This is a genomic window from Pseudoalteromonas sp. CO348 (genome assembly GCF_004208845.1).
GTDB lineage: Bacteria > Pseudomonadota > Gammaproteobacteria > Enterobacterales > Alteromonadaceae > Pseudoalteromonas > Pseudoalteromonas maricaloris.
Genome location: NZ_SGPI01000021.1, coordinates 246,136 through 263,033, shown reverse-complemented (window position 1 = coordinate 263,033; position 16,898 = coordinate 246,136). Strand labels below are relative to the sequence as shown.

Here is a 16,898-nt window from a genome sequence, read left to right as displayed (position 1 = left end):
TGAGCTTTGAGGCCGTTGTTGCCCGAGCATTAGGCTAGATAATTTACCCGAAAATGAGGCGGGTAAGTAATTTTAAGGAGGTATCAAAACATGGTTGCTACTCGGCAGTCGCATCAAACCACTTTGCCACTAGAGTTTGATGCGCGACTCACTATCTTAAACTTGTCAGAGGATCAAAGGGACTGGCTGCAAAAGGCCTATGAACTTTGTCCCGCGGATGAGTCAACGGAACATCTCAATAATGCCATCGAAATGGTAGAGATCCTTGCAGACTTAAATTTTGATAGCGAATCTTTAGCAACTGCGTTTTTAACTCCTTATTTTGTTGCTGGAAAGTTGTCCCTTGAGCAAGTAGAGGAAGCGCTTGGCAAAAATATCTCTCTGCTTTTAAGAGGGGTGGAGAATATGGACACCATTAGCACTTTGGCACACCAAAGCTCGGGTAAGGTACAAGTCGACAACATCCGCCGTATGTTACTCGCTATGGTGGAAGATGTGCGTGCCGTGGTGATTAAGCTTGCTGAGCAAATCTGCCATTTACGTGCGGTTAAGAAAGCATCGGAAGAAGAAAGAGTCGTTGCAGCAAAAGCCGCAGCCAATATTTTTGCGCCACTTGCGAACCGTTTGGGGATTGGCCAATTAAAATGGGAACTTGAAGATCTCTCTTTCCGTTATTTGCATCCGGATACGTATAAGTCTATTGCCAAGAAGCTTTCTGATAAACGCCTAGACCGCGAAGCTTATATGGAAAATATGGTTAATTCGGTGGCACAAAAACTTGCGGATGCAGGCATTAAAGCGCAGGTCTACGGTCGCCCTAAGCATATTTACAGCATTTATAAAAAAATGGCGCAGAAAAGCTATGAATTCGAACAGTTGTTCGACATTCGCGCGATGCGTGTGGTGGTAGATGAAATTCAAGATTGCTACGCCGCTTTGGGTATTGTGCACACCAGCTGGCGGCATTTAAACAAAGAGTTTGACGACTATATTGCTACGCCTAAGCAAAACGGCTATCAGTCTATCCACACCGTGGTATTTGGTCCTGAGGGCAAAACGGTAGAAATCCAAATTCGCACTGAGGCCATGCATCGAGATGCAGAGCTTGGGGTGGCGGCACATTGGATGTACAAAGAAGGTGCATTGCCGGGCAGAAACTCAGGATACGAGCAAAAAATTAGCTGGCTACGCAAACTGTTGCAGTGGCAAGAAGAAGTGGTAGATGGCAGTGAAATAGCAGATGAGCTGAAGAATCAGGTTGTCGAAGACCGTGTTTATGTATTCACGCCCAAGGGCGATATCTTTGATTTGCCGCTAGGCTCGACGCCACTGGACTTCGCTTACTACATTCATTCCAATGTTGGACATCGCTGCATTGGTGCAAAAGTGTTTGGTAAAATAGTGCCTTTCACTTACACATTGCGCACAGGCGATCAGGTAGAAATTCTTACCCAGAAAAATGCTTCACCAAGTCGAGATTGGTTAAACCCGTCGCTGGGATATATTCATTCTTCAAGAGCGCGCAGTAAGATCCATCACTGGTTTAAGCAGCAAGATAGAGACAAAAATCTTCAAGCGGGTAAGGAAATTTTAGATAGTCATCTGCAAAAACTAGATATTACCTATAAAGATTTAGAACCCGCGATTGACCGCTTTAACTTTAAAGAGCTCGACGATTTAATGGTGGCGATTGGTGCCGGTGATATTCGTATCAACCAATTCCTGAACTACGTTCAAGATAAACCTGAGGATACACCTAAGTTAAAAATCTCCTCGCCAAAACACACGAAAGGCGACAAAAACGCAGTGGTCGTTGATGGGGTTGGCAGCTTGATGAGTCATATGGCGAAATGCTGTGAGCCGGTACCGGGCGATGAAATTGTGGGTTACATCACGCAAGGGCGAGGTATTGCTGTGCATCGCTCTGATTGTGAGTCGTTTGCTCATATTACGGATGTACATCCAGAGCGTGAGATTGCGGTCAGTTGGTCAGATGATGTTAAAGCGTCGTACGCCATTACATTAAAAATTGAAGCACACGACCGCCAAGGGCTGATCCGAGACATTAGCTCTGTGCTTGCCAATGAAAAAGTCAATGTGCTCAATATGAACGTACAAACACAAGACGATAAAAACGTAGCAGTATTTATGATGAAGGTAGAGGTGGATGACCTTTCTGCTATGCATCGCTTGCTGACTAAATTGATGCAAATCGAAGGTGTTTTTGATGCCAAACGACTCTAAGCCTTCTACAGCAACGGGGATAGAGCAGCTGCTAGAGATTATGTCGCAGCTGCGCGACCCAAGCACTGGATGCGACTGGGATAAGAAGCAAACCTTTAAAACCATTGTCCCTCATACGTTAGAAGAAGCACACGAAGTTGCCGATGCTATCGAGCAAGGCGACTTTGCTCACTTAAAAGAAGAGTTGGGGGACTTGCTGTTCCAAGTGATTTTTTATGCTCAGCTTGGAAAAGAGCAGGGGTTGTTTGATTTTGCTGACATAGTGCAAACCCTCAATGATAAATTGGTGAGACGTCACCCTCATGTATTTGAAAAGCAGGAAAGTTTAAGCGAAGCAGAGCTTGAGCAGCAATGGCACGCCATTAAACTGCAAGAAAAACAGGCACAAAAACAAGGGGCATTCGCGGCAGATATTCCAAGCAGCTTGCCTGCATTATCAAAAGCCTACAAAATTCAAAAGCAAGCAGCCAAACTCGGATTTGACTGGCCAAGTTACCACGGCGCGTGGGATAAAGTACAAGAGGAAGTCGCAGAGGTGAGCGAGGCGCTACAAGTTGATCCACGCTCTGAACATACGGCGGAAGAGGTGGGCGACTTGTTGTTTGCAACTGTGAATGTGAGCCGACATATAAAACGAGATCCGGAGCAGCTGCTACGCCAAGCTAATGAGAAATTTAAAAATCGCTTTGTGCAAGTTGAAGCCGTTTTGAATGAGTCCTCACTATCACTTAAAGATGCGAGCTTGGAGGAGATGGATGGTGCTTGGGAGGCAGTGAAACGTCGTCACCGCAGTAAAAACAGAGACTGATTTTACGGTTTGTTCGTTACTTAAAACAACCTCCTGATAAAATATATTACCGTGCTAAGTCATTTTTAGCTGGAATGACTTAGGTGCTTTTGCTATACTATCGCCCCGTCTTGATTCTTATTTAAATTCCAATTTTCCTGAAATTTCTAGGGTTCGCATGAGTACAAAATTTATCTTCGTAACGGGCGGAGTAGTATCCTCCTTGGGTAAAGGTATTGCAGCTGCTTCTTTAGCCGCTATTTTAGAAGCACGTGGCTTGAAAGTAACGATTCTAAAGCTGGATCCTTACATCAATGTTGACCCTGGGACTATGAGCCCTATCCAACACGGTGAAGTATTCGTAACCGAAGACGGCGCGGAAACCGACCTTGATCTTGGTCACTACGAGCGTTTTATTCGCACTAAAATGACCAAGCGTAACAACTTTACACAGGGCCGTGTATTTGAAGACGTGTTGCGCAAAGAGCGTAGAGGTGAGTACTTAGGTGCCACTATTCAGGTTATTCCTCACATCACAAACGACATCAAGCGTCGCGTGCTTGAAGGCGCGGAAGGCCATGATGTTGCTATCGTAGAGATCGGTGGTACGGTTGGTGATATCGAGTCACAACCTTTCCTAGAGGCAATTCGTCAGCTAGGCACAGAGCTTGGTCGTGAGAGCGCTTTGTTTATGCACTTGACGCTAGTACCTTTCTTAGGCCCTGCGGGTGAAGTGAAAACTAAGCCAACTCAACACTCTGTGAAAGAGCTTCGTTCAATCGGTATTCAACCTGATATTTTGATCTGTCGTTCAGATCGTAAACTACCAGCGAACGAGCGCGCGAAGATTGCCCTATTCACTAATGTGGAAGAAAAAGCAGTTATCTCGCTACAAGACGTAGACAGTATTTATAAGATCCCTGCGCTATTGAAGTCGCAAGAGCTTGATAACATCATTTGTCGTCGTTTCTATCTTGAACGTCCGGAAGCGGATTTATCTGAGTGGGAACAAGTACTTTATCAAGAGTCAAACCCTACTGGTGAAGTGACAATTGGTATGGTTGGTAAATACATCGAATTACCGGACGCATATAAATCAGTTAACGAAGCATTGAAGCATGCTGGTTTGAAAAACCGTTTAACGGTGAATATTGAATATGTTGACTCTCAAGATATCGAGAGCAAAGGCACTGAGTTACTTGAACACCTTGATGCTATCTTAGTACCAGGTGGCTTTGGTAACCGTGGCGTTGAAGGTAAGATCTTAGCTGCAAAATATGCACGTGAAAACAAAGTACCATACCTAGGCATTTGTTTAGGGATGCAAGTTGCGTTAATCGAGTATGCGCGTAACGTTGCAGGTCTGACTGGTGCTAACTCAACTGAATTTGATCTTGAAAGCCCACACCCAGTAGTTGGTCTGATCACTGAGTGGTTAGATGCAGACGGTAAGATTGAAGTACGTGACCACGACTCTGATCTTGGTGGCACTATGCGTCTTGGCGCGCAGCTTTGCCACTTAAAAGAGGGCTCTAAGGTGCGTGAAGTATACGGTAATGCCGAAATCGTGGAGCGTCACCGTCACCGCTACGAAGTAAACAACAACTATGTTGCTGAGCTTGAAAAAGCGGGTCTGCAATTTACTGGTCTGTCAGAAGACAAGAAACTAGTTGAGATTATCGAGAATAAAGATCACCCTTGGTTTATCGCGGCTCAGTTCCACCCTGAGTTCACGTCAACGCCTCGTGATGGTCACCCATTATTTGAAGGCTTTGTTGCGGCGGCATACAGCCACCAAAAAGCATCTTCGTAATAAGAAAAAGCCGTGCTCTTGCACGGCTTTTTTGTTGCAGAAGGTTTTGCAATAGGCGCTAAGTGTAGTGTTTATCGCCAAACTTTTTCTTATCTGCCGGCGCGTCAATGTGATACGTGTAAATTCTTCACTTTGCGAAGCAACAGAGATAAGGCAAACTTTAAAGCGGGTTTATTGACCCTGAATTCGCCTGCGACAGAAGCAGTGCAACACACACCACTTTGGGAATAAGAGGAATCAAGATGTCAAAAATCGTTAGAGTGATTGGCCGTGAAGTTATGGACTCACGCGGTAACCCAACAGTAGAAGCGGACGTACACCTAGAGTCAGGTGCATGGGGCCGTGCATGTGCGCCATCAGGTGCATCTACGGGTACCCGTGAAGCACTAGAGCTACGTGACGGTGATAAGTCTCGTTACTTAGGTAAAGGTGTATTAACAGCGGTGAACTACGTAAATAACGAAATCGCGGCAGCACTTGAAGGTCAAAACGCGCTAGAGCAACGTGCAATCGACCAAATCATGTTGGACTTAGACGGCACTGAAAACAAAGAAAAACTAGGTGCGAATGCCATCCTTGCGGTATCTCTAGCAACAGCAAAAGCAGCTGCACAAGACAAAGGCGTGGCGCTATACGAGCATATCGCAGACATCAACGGTACAGCAGGTCAGTACTCAATGCCAGTTCCGATGATGAACATTATCAATGGTGGTGAGCACGCGGATAACAACGTTGATATTCAAGAGTTTATGGTTCAGCCTGTTGGCGCAAAGAGCTTCCGTGAAGCACTACGTATGGGTGCTGAGATCTTCCATAGCTTGAAAAACGTACTTAAGTCTCGTGGCCTGAACACTGCTGTTGGTGATGAAGGTGGTTTTGCTCCAGACCTTAAATCAAATGAAGAAGCGCTAGAAGTGATTGTTGAAGCGGTTGCAGCAGCTGGCTACGAAATGAACAAAGACGTAACACTAGCACTTGACTGTGCAGCGTCTGAGTTTTATGTCGATGGCAAGTATGACCTAAAGGGTGAAGGTAAAGCATTCGACTCGGAAGGTTTTGCAGACTTCTTGGCCGATCTTGCAGCACGTTACCCAATTGTATCAATCGAAGATGGCCTAGACGAAAGCGACTGGGCTGGCTGGAAAGTCCTAACAGATAAAATTGGCGATAAAGTTCAGCTAGTGGGTGATGATCTCTTTGTTACTAACACTAAGATTTTAAAGCGTGGCATTGAAGAAAGCATTGGTAACTCAATCTTGATTAAATTTAACCAGATTGGTTCACTGTCTGAAACGCTTGATGCTATTAAAATGGCGCAAGATGCTGGCTTTACTGCCGTTATTTCACACCGCTCTGGTGAAACTGAAGACGCTACCATTGCTGATTTAGCAGTGGCGACAGCGGCAGGTCAAATTAAGACAGGTTCACTTTGCCGTTCGGATCGTGTAGCTAAGTACAACCAGTTACTACGTATTGAAGAAGCGCTAGGTGAAAAAGCGGTATACAAAGGTCGTAGTGAAATCAAAGGTCAGTAATTAGCATTACTTGATGTATTGTAAAAACGCCAGTTTAGCTACTGGCGTTTTTTATTGCTAGCGGTCGTCGCCCCAAATCTCACAATTTGCTTGGCCATTTCTAAATGTCCAACAGACTTGAAGTGAATTACAAGCATCATCCATCGTTGCAGGACCATTACCTCCAGCAACAGCCGGCGTCATCTTAGTAGCAAGTGTTTTGTTCACACTAAGTTCTTTAATCGATTTTTTGTTGAACTTTAATTTCATTGTCGTCTCCTTCTATAAAAATATAAATGTTAACCAAATCTATACAAGATGTTGGTTGTGTTACATTTGTACTTTTTGTACAAAAAGTCAACAGGTGTTTTTAAGCACCAAACTCTTGCGCTAATATCGATTGAGTGAAATTGATTTTCAAATAAAAACCTCTTGGTAAAGTTTGCACTATTTTACCGTTAGGCCCTATGGCGTCGGTGAGCGCTTTGGCATTTGCCGCCTTTGGCCTTATCTGCATGACTTCGCCAAGATGCCCTGAGATTTGCTCTACGTGACCCGTAGCGATTAACTCGATTTGTTCTTCCCAGTCTCTTCGTAACAACTGTTCTTGATGCGCGTCTGGCCGCCATAAGAAGCCGTGTCCAATAACCCTATCTATTAAAGGAATTTCTCGTTCGGCTAATATGGGTAGCCAAAGAACGTGAGCTAATTTCTTTTTAACACTCGACGCTTCCCACGTTAATCCTGTTAACTGAGTCAGCGGCACGACAGAAACATAGGTGGTCTCTAGCGGTTTGCCTTGATAGCTTATTGGCAAAGTCTTGAGTTCAACGCCAATATGCTCAAAATCAGGCACAGGCTTTGAGCCCGCGGTGGCACCTAAGGCTGCTTCTATGAGTTGTCCTACCCAGCCTTTTTCTTTGAGCAAGTCTTGTGGTGTTTTAAACGAGAGCTGCTGAGCGAGTTCACCTAATGTTAAACCGGCTATGTTTTCAACGCGTTGCATAAGTTCGCCCACAGAGCGTGGTGGTGTAACTGGTGGCAAGCGATACTCCTGAGTCTATCCCTTAAAAACACGATTATAAAAGAAATCATGTGGTGAAGTAAGTTGGTTATTTTGCGCTCAACTTAAGTTCGGCTTGTTATTTCACCATATGGTTAAAGTAATAACTTTATTATCTATATGATAAATATGAAGTTATTTTTATTTTGCTACAGACGGAGTGGCTTGAAAATCTTATGGCTTTGGATAAATACAAGACTATAAACATAATTATCCACAGAATATGTGGAAAACCTGAGGTTTTAAGTGTGTAATTGTGGATTTGTTCGTAATTTGAACTGGAAAATACTTAGTTATGCACAAGTTGTGGGTAACTTGAGAGTATGCTGAGATAATTTAGGTATAGAATGGAATTAAATTTGCCGTGACGCGGGAGTTGTGGAACAATCATTAAAAATCGACTTATAAATGAGGCACTAAGGTGATTGATGCCGAAGGGTTTCGTGCCAATGTCGGAATAGTGATTTGTAATAATCAGGGGCAGGTTTTTTGGGCCCGTCGTTACGGACAACACTCTTGGCAATTTCCTCAAGGCGGAATAGATCAAGGGGAAACACCTGAGCAAACGATGTATCGTGAACTTCATGAAGAAGTTGGACTTAGGCCAGAAGATGTTGAAATAGTAGCAAGTTCTAAACATTGGTTACGTTACAAACTACCAAAAAGGTTAATTAGACGAGATTCAAGCCCAGTTTGTATCGGGCAAAAGCAGAAATGGTTTTTATTGAAACTTAGGTGTAAAGATGAAGACGTAGACTTATTACGTACGCATCACCCTGAGTTTGATGATTGGCGCTGGGTCAGCTATTGGTATCCAGTACGTCAAGTTGTATCGTTTAAGCGTGATGTCTATCGTCGAGTGATGAAGGAATTCGCTCCGTTTGCGATGCCATTTGGTAAACGTGAACAGCAAGGGCAAAAGGATTTCTGGCGCACAAAACGATAAAAATAGGAGCAGCAGGTGTTAGCAACGTTAAGATCGATTGCTGAGTCAGTGGCACAGCAAAGTGACCTACAAAGCGCGTTAAATTGCTTTGTTACTATGGTCAAAGATGCCATGCACACTGAATGCTGCTCAGTTTATTTTGCCGATTACAGTCAAGATAACTTTATCTTGATGGCAACGGATGGCTTAAACCCTGAAGCAATCGGAAAGTTCCGAATGGGATTTACCGAAGGCCTAGTCGGTCTTGTTGCCCAGCGTGAAGAGCCAATTAACGTTGCCCACGCCCAATCACACCCAAGATTCAAATTGTCACCTGAGGTTAATGAAGAAGGCTACAATGCTTTCTTGTCAGTGCCCGTTGTACATCAGCGTAAAGTACTTGGGGTTATTGTGGTGCAGCAAAAGATTGCTCGTGTATTTAGCCATGATGAAGAGTCCTTTCTTATTACGCTTTCAGCGCAATTGGCTTCACAGCTTGCCAACACCGAAATTCAAACTTTACTTCAACAAGATGCAAGCAGTCACAGAACCTCAGTGTTAAAAGGGGTATCGAGTGCACCAGGTATTGCCTTAGGTGATGGTTATGTGGTGTTACCCCATATTGATTTTGCGAGTATTGAACCGCAGCATAGTGACAATATTCAGCAGCAAATTCAGCTGTTTCATCAAGCGGTGGCCGCGACTCGGCAAGAGTTTCATATTTTAGCCAAAACTCTGAGTGATGATATTCCAAAAGAAGCGGTAGCTGTGTTTGAGGTTTACCAACAGCTTTTGGATGCCAAGAGTTTAGGTAAACAAGTTGAGTCTGAGATACAACAAGGCTGGAACGCAAAAACCGCGCTAAAGCTTGTTATCGAAAAGCTTGTGGCTCAGTTTGATATGATGAGTGACCCTTATATCAAAGAGCGTGCGATTGATGTTAATGATATTGGCCTGCGCGTGCTCCAACATTTAGTCTCGACTGAGCAAGCTGTTAAACACTATCCAGATAATACGATTCTAATCGCCCATACCTTGACCCCGACTATGTTAGCGCAAGTACCAAAAGAAAAGCTCAAAGGGGTAGTCAGTGTGCATGGCTCGGCCAACTCTCATGCTTCCATTCTGACTCGCGCGATGGGCGTCCCCGCTATTTGGGGCATAGAAGACATTCCATTATTACAGTTTGATGGTAAGTCCATGATCATGGATGCGTATTCTGGGCGGCTTTATATTTCGCCTTCGCAAATGTTGGTCAATGAGTACGTTGAAATCAAACGTAAAGACAACATTCTGCATGATAAGTTTGAAGCGGAACATGATTTGCCGCCTATTACACTCGATGGTGAGCGTATAAATTTACTCTTAAATGCTGGGCTCGATCTTTCGACCGAGACATTAAGCGCCAGTTATTGCGATGGCGTTGGTCTTTATCGTACTGAGTCTTGGTTTATGCAAAAAGGCCAATTCCCAACACAATCGGAGCAAGAAGTCTGGTATCGCGAGGTGCTATCACGTTATCACCCTGAGCCCGTAGTGATGCGGACTTTAGATATCGGTGGCGACAAAATTCTAGATTACTTTGATATCAAAGAAGAAAACCCTTTTTTAGGGTGGCGGGGCATTCGTGTATCGTTGGATCATCCCGAGCTTTTTTTGGATCAAATCAAAGCCATGATCAAAGCAAACGCGGGTCTTGGCAATTTACAGATCATGTTGCCTATGGTGGGCCATAGTGAGGAAATAGATGAAGCGATGGCACTCATTGAGCAGGCTTGTTTTGAGCTGCAAGACGAATGGGCTGATCCTTTTTATACCATTGATCGGCCAGAAATCGGCGTAATGCTTGAAGTACCGTCTAGCGTGTACTTGTTACCTGAGTGGTCGAAAAAAATCGATTTTTGCTCTGTGGGCAGTAATGATTTGACGCAATATTTATTAGCCGTTGATAGAACCAACGCACAAGTGGCGGATCTTTTTGACCCTTATCATCCCAGTGTATTGCGAGTGTTAAACCAGATTGCACAGCAGTGTGAATTACACGAGCTGCCTTTTAGCCTATGTGGAGAGTTAGGCGGTGAGCCTGAGGGAGCAATCTTGCTTATTGCAATGGGGTATCGCCGTTTGAGCATGAATATTTCATCACTGAACAAAGTGAAATGGGTGTTACGTAGATTGAGAGTAACGGATATGGAAGCTTTACTTGAAAATTGTTTAGCACAGCCGTCATCTAAGCAAGTGCGTCGAATTATTAAAGAATTCATGATAGAGCATCATTTTGCAGAATTACTCTATACCAGCCACCAAGCAAAGGGTGCTTCTTAAGGCTATTTACGCTACCATTACGGCGCTATAAGAATAAGAGCTTGTTGATGGAAACTATTATACTCATCGTTGTACTTTGCGCTTTGCTCGGCTGTGCAGTTGGCTTTTTGGCAGGTCTGCTTGGTATCGGCGGCGGGCTGTTGATAGTCCCTATTTTATCTGTCATCTTGACCAAATTTAATGTTATACCCACAGAACAAGTGGTGTTGGTTGCAATTGCGACGTCTCTCGCCTCCATTATTTTCACTTCGACATCTTCAGCCAAAGCGCATCATAAAAATGACAATGTTCCATGGCACATTGCTCCATGGGTGATGTTAGGTGTGGCAGTCGGCGCGTTGGGTAGTGGTTTTGCCGCAGTGATGTTGCCTGAAAAACTGGTCAGAATTATTTTTGTGGTTAGTGTTGTGGGCATTGCATTGAAAATGGCGTGGAGTTCCAGAAGACCGCCACAATCAACCAGAGTTATACCGCAAGGACCGATACTTGCGATGCTAACCTCGGTAACGGGGGCGCTGTCTGCAATGATTGGTATCGGCGGGGGAGCATTAATCGTCCCACTACTGACATTTTTTTCTGTTGATATGAAAAAAGCGATAGGATGTGCGTCTGCCAGTGGTATTGTTATCGCTATCTTTGGCTCCTTTGGCTATATCGCCTCTGGCAGCCAACATGTGGATATTGAACATGGATTTTTAGGTTTTGTCTATTTACCGGCTTTGTTTGGTATAGTGGCAACTTCATGGTTTATGGCGCCTATTGGTGCTAAAGCTACGCACCACTTACCAGTCACAACGATTAAGAAAGTGTTTGCGGCGTTACTCATTGTTATCGCTGGCAATATGTTAATGAATTAAGGAAAGGCTATGGCTTTGCAGTTTCCACAGATAGACCCTGTGATTTTTTCCATCGGACCGTTAAGTGTTCGTTGGTATGGATTAATGTATTTGATCGGCTTTATGTTCGCCATGTGGTGGGCAGGGAAAGAAGCAAAAAAACCAAACTCTGGTTGGAATAAAGACCAAGTTGGCGACCTAGTTTTTTACTGTATGCTCGGTGTGATCTTGGGCGGACGAATTGGTTACGTGCTGTTTTATCAATTCTCTCATTTTATTGAAAACCCGCTTTATTTGTTTAGGGTGGACCAAGGCGGTATGTCTTTCCATGGCGGCGCATTGGGCGTTATCACGGCGATTATCGTGTATGCGCTTAAAAACAAACGTTCGATTTTATCGGTAGGTGACTTTGTCGTTCCTATGGTGCCTGTGGGGCTTTTTGCTGGTCGTATCGGTAACTTCATTAATGGCGAATTATGGGGTCGCGTAACGGATGTTCCTTGGGCATTTATTTTCCCAACGGGCGGACCACAGCCGCGCCACCCATCACAACTTTATGAAGCGTTTTTTGAAGGGTTGGTATTGTTTGTGATGTTGGTATGGTTTAGGAAGAAACCGCGCCCAGCGGGCAGTGTAGCAGGTCTATTTTTAGCCGGTTACGGTGTCTTCCGCTTCTCAATCGAGTATTTCCGTGAACCAGATGCACATATTGGCTTATATGGTGGCTTTATTTCTCAAGGTCAGATCTTATCCCTCCCTATGGTGATTGCAGGCGCTATCCTTATGGTGTGGGCATATAAGCGTGAAGGTAGCAACCCATCTACCGGGCAAGTTAAAAGTTAAAGAGTAGCGAACAATGAAGCAATATTTAGAACTGATGCGCCATGTGCGTGATAATGGCACAAAAAAAGAAGACCGCACGGGCACTGGCACAGTGAGTGTTTTTGGATACCAGATGCGCTTCAACTTGCAAGAAGGCTTTCCGCTTGTAACGACGAAAAAGTGTCATCTACGCTCGATTATTCACGAGCTACTTTGGTTCTTGCAAGGCGATACTAACATCAAATACCTAAAGGAAAATGGCGTTAGCATTTGGGATGGCTGGGCAACGGATGACGGGGACTTAGGGCCGGTTTATGGTAGCCAGTGGCGCTCTTGGACGGGGCCAAATGGTGAAGTGATAGATCAAATCAAAGATGTTGTAGAGCAAATCAAAACCAACCCTGACTCTCGTCGCCTGATTGTGAGTGCTTGGAACCCTGCGCTTTTACCTGATACTAACTATTCACCGAAAGAAAATGCAGCGATGGGCAAACAAGCGTTGCCACCTTGCCACACGTTATTCCAATTTTATGTACTAGATGGCAAGCTTTCTTGTCAGCTTTATCAGCGTAGTGCGGATATTTTCTTAGGTGTGCCCTTTAACATCGCAAGCTATGCGCTGTTAACGATGATGATTGCACAAGTTTGTGGCTTAGAAGTGGGTGATTTCGTACATACTTTCGGCGATGCCCATTTATACCTAAATCATATGGAACAAGTTGAAGAGCAGCTAAGCCGAGCGCCGTTTGCGAAGCCACAAATGCAGATCAATCCTCAAGTAAAAGACATATTTGGTTTTAAATTTGAAGACTTTGAGTTGGTGAATTACGAATGTCACCCGCATATAAAGGCACCGGTCGCGATTTAGGAGCATTTATGAAAGCCGTTATTCCAGTGGCGGGTCTTGGCACTCGCATGTTACCCGCGACGAAGGCCATTCCAAAAGAAATGTTGCCAATTGTCGATAAGCCTCTGATCCAGTATGTAGTAGATGAAGCTGCGGCGGCTGGCGTCAAAGAAATTGTCCTGATAACCCATTCAAGTAAAAACTCAATTGAAAACCACTTCGATAAGAGCTTTGAGCTGGAAGCGACACTGGAAAAACGGGTGAAGCGTCAATTGCTAGAGGAAGTACAATCTATATGCCCCAAAGGCGTTACGCTGATCCATGTGCGTCAAGGTGAGGCTCGAGGTCTTGGTCATGCCATCAATTGCGCTGCCCCTGTGATTGGCGATGAGCCCTTTGTGGTTATGCTGCCTGACGTATTAGTCGATGACGCTGCATGCGATCTAACAAAAGATAATCTTGCTGATATGATCGCGCGTTTTAAAGCGTCAGGTAATAGCCAAGTGATGGTAGAAGCGGTAGCGCCTGAACTCGTTTCTCAGTTTGGTATTGTGGACTTGGGAGGAGCGGCACTCGCGCAAGGAGAGTCAGGCGCGATGCAGTCTATTGTCGAAAAGCCTGAACTGCAAAGTGCACCTTCAAACTTAGCTGTTGTTGGTCGTTACGTGTTAAATAAATCTATTTGGCCACTTTTGGCAAAAACACCGCTAGGTGCTGGTGGTGAAATTCAATTGACCGATGCGATTGCCATGTTGATGGAGCGAGAGCAAGTTGATGCATACTCGCTACGTGGAAAAAGCCATGATTGCGGAAGTAAAATTGGCTATTTAAAAGCGATAGTTGAGCATGCGATGCGAAGAGAAGAGTATTCAACTGAGCTTGCTTCTCTTATCGATTTAATTGCTAAAAGGTAATTACATAAAGTTAAATGTACCGATATTTGCGGTAAAAGCATTTGGTTATTTACCGCGATTTATGTACCATAGCAGAAAATGGATTTTTGTTATAACTTATTGTGGATATTCGGTTTTTTAAATTTTTACTACTCGGCTCTTTAATCACCTTAGGTGGCTGTAGTCATTCATCTAAAGAGCCTTCGCTGTTAAGTGAGCAGCAGCTCAAAAGTATTGAGCGATTGAGCTCGTTAGAGCAGGATCTCACAAACTTGCTGACTTTGTTAGAGTCTCAAGCAAGCGTCAATAATATCCAAGCAACATCGAATACTGACGTAGAGGTTAAGCGTTATTCAGCGAGTAAACAAAAGGCGAATCAAACGACTGGAATTCAACTCAAGTTGTTTCCCCTATCTATCAATTCCATGCCTCAAGTTGAGCAGCATCAAGCGCTATTAGCGGCAGTAAAGCGAAAGTTTCCTAGTATATTTTCTGAGGCAGAATTGCAAATTCAAGCGTTTGAAATGCGAGATTGGGCAACAGTTTCAGGATTAAGATCAACTCAAGAAGCAAAAGTCTACTGTAGACTATTTTCTATCCAAAGCATTGATTGTAGAAGATTAATGCTTTAATTTTTACTAAAGTTTTCCCATTTGGGAACGATAAACAGTAAGTCACCAAAAACGGTATTGCGGTGATGATAAAAATGACCTCTAAAGGAATTTAAAGATGAAAACACTGATTAAATCTGCGCTTATTGCAAGCTCTATTTCCGCTGCTTTATTTACTTCTTCAGCAATTGCTAAGGATACTGCTCGTCTTGAAGTAAAAGTAGAAGTTAAAAACTTATTTTCAGCTGAAGCCGGTGATCCGCTTGATTTCGGTATCATTCGAGTGCAGGGCGATGCAGCTGATGTCGCCACGATGAAGATTGAGGCGGATCCAACATTGACCGATCCTGAAATCAAGAATACTGGTGATGCAATAATAAACCTTATTAGTACAGGTGGAGCTGGCTCTATCAATATCACCGATGCTGCGCCAAATACTGAGTTAACGATTACGGTTCCGGCCGCAACTACTGTTGATAGCGTAGGTAATGCCTCTTTTGATTTAAAGGATTTTGAATTTTATGTGGTAAGCGGTGCACAGCCTAACAGTGAAGTGACAAACAACAAGTTTAGGGTTGATGCAAATGGTGCCGCAACGCTTTCAGTTGGTGCGACGTTAAGTACGAAAGCACTTTCTGGAACAGACACGTATGGCGGTGGTGTATACACCAGTAAAGTTGATATCGAAATCGCTTACTAAAACATGTGGCGTTACATGGTACTGGCATTGCTTTTTGCCAGTCACTTGGCCAAAGCTCAAGATATATCGGTCGTTAAGAAATTGAGCTTTGGCACTATTGCGATTATTGACCAAAATAGCGCAGGCACAGTGACGATAGAACCTAATGTTAGGCCACAAACCTCAAGCAATATTCTATTCGTAGAGTTTGGTCATGCGGCAGAAATCCTCTTGACCGATTTTCCTCATAATCGCCAAATTAGCGTCCAATCTACCGTTTACAATGACTGGTTTGGCTATTGGAATCTTGGTGCATCCGATGCCTTCCAATTGACTGAGCTATATCACGAGAAGGCGATTTACACCGATAGTGTTGGGTCTGGTGAGTTTAAGGTCGGTGGTCAATTGCGTTTTGCTGGCAACGGTAAATCGCTATCGGATGGGGTGCAAACCTTGAACGTTGAAATAACTTTGTCTTACTAGGGTCTGTTGACCTTTGCTGTTTGATTTTTGTTCCCCTGAGTGGGTTTTGGTCGCGGCGCTCGACTTGCCGCCTAGTAATCTAAGCAAAAGTTGAGCAACAATGAACAAAGCGCACTCAGGGGAACCCAAAGGGCAGTGCTTGATTGGCATTTCTACTGTGTTATCGCCTGACTCACATAGAATAACTATGCTACGCAGGCTCTGCCTTGTATAAATGGCAATCAAACTGCTGCAAAAACAAACTTGAAAGATAAACAGGCCCTAAATTATGAATAAATTAATATTAACGCTGCTTTTGTTTTGTTGCTGTAAAGTAAGCGCCAATCTGATGATCACCCCAACACGGGTTGCTTTCGAAGAGCGTCAGAGAATTGAGAGGGTTACAATCATTAATAATGGTGATGTGACCAAATCTTATCGACTTGAATTTCAAGAGAAGCTAGCACTTAAAGAAGGTGGTTATGCCAACTTTGCCGAGCAAAAAATGAACCCTATGGCTGCAAGCCATTTCATCCGTATTTCACCTAGGCAAGTAACACTGGGGCCTGGTGAGCGTCAGGTAATAAAGCTGGCTGTGCGCAGAAAGGCGAATATGGAACAAGGAGAGTATCGCTCACATTTGCTCTTTAGGGAGCTGCCGAATAATAAAGGCAAGCTGCAAGAAGGTATCAATATTGACGTGCTGATGAGTTATAGCATTCCGGTGATGCTACGAGTTGGTGATGCGAACCCGCAAGTTCAGCTTGAGGATGTCATTGTAAGCAACGCAAAAAATGGTCGTCAGGCAATTACGGTACTACTTAATCGAACTGGGAAATATAGTAGCTTTGGCGAATTATCCGCTTATTGGCAGGGGAAAAATGACGTTAAACCAGTGCGGATCGGAGTATTAAATAAGTTTGCCGTATATCCAGAGCTTAATCAAAGGAGTGTAGAATTCTCGATAGACCCTGCAATCAAGCTCGGGCCATCAGGCAAGGTCTTAATCAAGTATGTGGGTGATGATGAGTACACTGACCGCACCTTTGTAGATGATTCGGTATCTTTGTAGTTTAG

General features: G+C 44.1%; 16 protein-coding genes. 14 read left to right on the top strand and 2 right to left on the bottom strand.

The window, feature by feature from the left end; all coding sequences use genetic code 11:
• Positions 1-90 precede the first annotated feature (90 nt).
• The 4 genes from relA (at position 91) to eno (ending at position 6,379) form a co-directional block, all read left to right on the top strand.
• Positions 91-2,244: a GTP diphosphokinase gene (gene relA, locus EXT48_RS11430; RefSeq protein ID WP_010369348.1), complete on the top strand. Its 2,154-nt coding sequence runs from the start codon at positions 91-93 to the stop codon at positions 2,242-2,244.
• Complete coding sequence (gene mazG, locus EXT48_RS11425) at positions 2,228-3,052, top strand: nucleoside triphosphate pyrophosphohydrolase (RefSeq protein WP_130164512.1); 825 nt, start codon at positions 2,228-2,230, stop codon at positions 3,050-3,052. Before relA ends, mazG begins: the two co-directional genes overlap by 17 nt.
• Before the next feature lie 157 nt (positions 3,053-3,209).
• Positions 3,210-4,844, top strand: a complete 1,635-nt coding sequence (locus tag EXT48_RS11420) for a CTP synthase (RefSeq protein ID WP_010369341.1) — start codon at positions 3,210-3,212, stop codon at positions 4,842-4,844.
• Positions 4,845-5,086: 242 nt separating this feature from the next.
• On the top strand, positions 5,087-6,379 hold the full coding sequence (gene eno / locus EXT48_RS11410; RefSeq protein ID WP_130164511.1) for a phosphopyruvate hydratase: 1,293 nt from the start codon (positions 5,087-5,089) through the stop codon (positions 6,377-6,379).
• A 57-nt stretch (positions 6,380-6,436) separates the two neighbouring features.
• On the opposite strand, the gene EXT48_RS11405 is transcribed toward eno, so the two are convergent.
• Positions 6,437-6,628: a hypothetical protein gene (locus tag EXT48_RS11405; protein WP_010369334.1), complete on the bottom strand. Its 192-nt coding sequence runs from the start codon at positions 6,626-6,628 to the stop codon at positions 6,437-6,439.
• A 100-nt stretch (positions 6,629-6,728) separates the two neighbouring features.
• Positions 6,729-7,403: a DNA mismatch repair endonuclease MutH gene (gene mutH / locus EXT48_RS11400; RefSeq protein WP_130164510.1), complete on the bottom strand. Its 675-nt coding sequence runs from the start codon at positions 7,401-7,403 to the stop codon at positions 6,729-6,731.
• A gap of 439 nt (positions 7,404-7,842) precedes the next feature.
• Between mutH and rppH the strand changes: the two genes are divergently transcribed.
• The 10 genes from rppH (at position 7,843) to EXT48_RS11340 (ending at position 16,893) form a co-directional block, all read left to right on the top strand.
• On the top strand, positions 7,843-8,367 hold the full coding sequence (gene rppH, locus EXT48_RS11395) for an RNA pyrophosphohydrolase (RefSeq protein ID WP_010369331.1): 525 nt from the start codon (positions 7,843-7,845) through the stop codon (positions 8,365-8,367).
• 15 nt (positions 8,368-8,382) lie between these two features.
• Positions 8,383-10,671 carry a phosphoenolpyruvate--protein phosphotransferase gene (gene ptsP / locus EXT48_RS11390; protein WP_017218101.1) on the top strand — a complete coding sequence of 763 codons (2,289 nt, stop codon included), beginning with the start codon at positions 8,383-8,385 and terminating at the stop codon, positions 10,669-10,671.
• A 47-nt stretch (positions 10,672-10,718) separates the two neighbouring features.
• On the top strand, positions 10,719-11,528 hold the full coding sequence (locus tag EXT48_RS11385; protein WP_130164509.1) for a sulfite exporter TauE/SafE family protein: 810 nt from the start codon (positions 10,719-10,721) through the stop codon (positions 11,526-11,528).
• A 9-nt stretch (positions 11,529-11,537) separates the two neighbouring features.
• A complete protein-coding gene (lgt, locus tag EXT48_RS11380; RefSeq protein ID WP_017218100.1) occupies positions 11,538-12,350 on the top strand; it encodes a prolipoprotein diacylglyceryl transferase in 813 nt (270 codons plus the stop codon).
• A 13-nt stretch (positions 12,351-12,363) separates the two neighbouring features.
• Positions 12,364-13,197, top strand: a complete 834-nt coding sequence (locus EXT48_RS11375; RefSeq protein WP_130164508.1) for a thymidylate synthase — start codon at positions 12,364-12,366, stop codon at positions 13,195-13,197.
• 8 nt (positions 13,198-13,205) lie between these two features.
• A complete protein-coding gene (gene galU / locus EXT48_RS11370) occupies positions 13,206-14,090 on the top strand; it encodes a UTP--glucose-1-phosphate uridylyltransferase GalU (RefSeq protein WP_130164507.1) in 885 nt (294 codons plus the stop codon).
• 101 nt (positions 14,091-14,191) lie between these two features.
• Entirely contained in the window at positions 14,192-14,701 is a 510-nt protein-coding gene (locus EXT48_RS11365; RefSeq protein ID WP_045989513.1) for a hypothetical protein, read from the top strand.
• 97 nt (positions 14,702-14,798) lie between these two features.
• The gene (locus EXT48_RS11360) at positions 14,799-15,380 is read left to right on the top strand and encodes a DUF4402 domain-containing protein (RefSeq protein ID WP_130164506.1); all 582 of its coding nucleotides are present in this window, start codon (positions 14,799-14,801) and stop codon (positions 15,378-15,380) included.
• Between the two features lie 15 nt (positions 15,381-15,395).
• A complete protein-coding gene (locus EXT48_RS11355; RefSeq protein WP_130164505.1) occupies positions 15,396-15,842 on the top strand; it encodes a DUF4402 domain-containing protein in 447 nt (148 codons plus the stop codon).
• A gap of 268 nt (positions 15,843-16,110) precedes the next feature.
• Positions 16,111-16,893, top strand: coding sequence for a molecular chaperone (locus EXT48_RS11340; protein ID WP_188249491.1), 783 nt, complete (start codon positions 16,111-16,113; stop codon positions 16,891-16,893).
• The last annotated feature ends 5 nt before the right edge of the window (positions 16,894-16,898 follow it).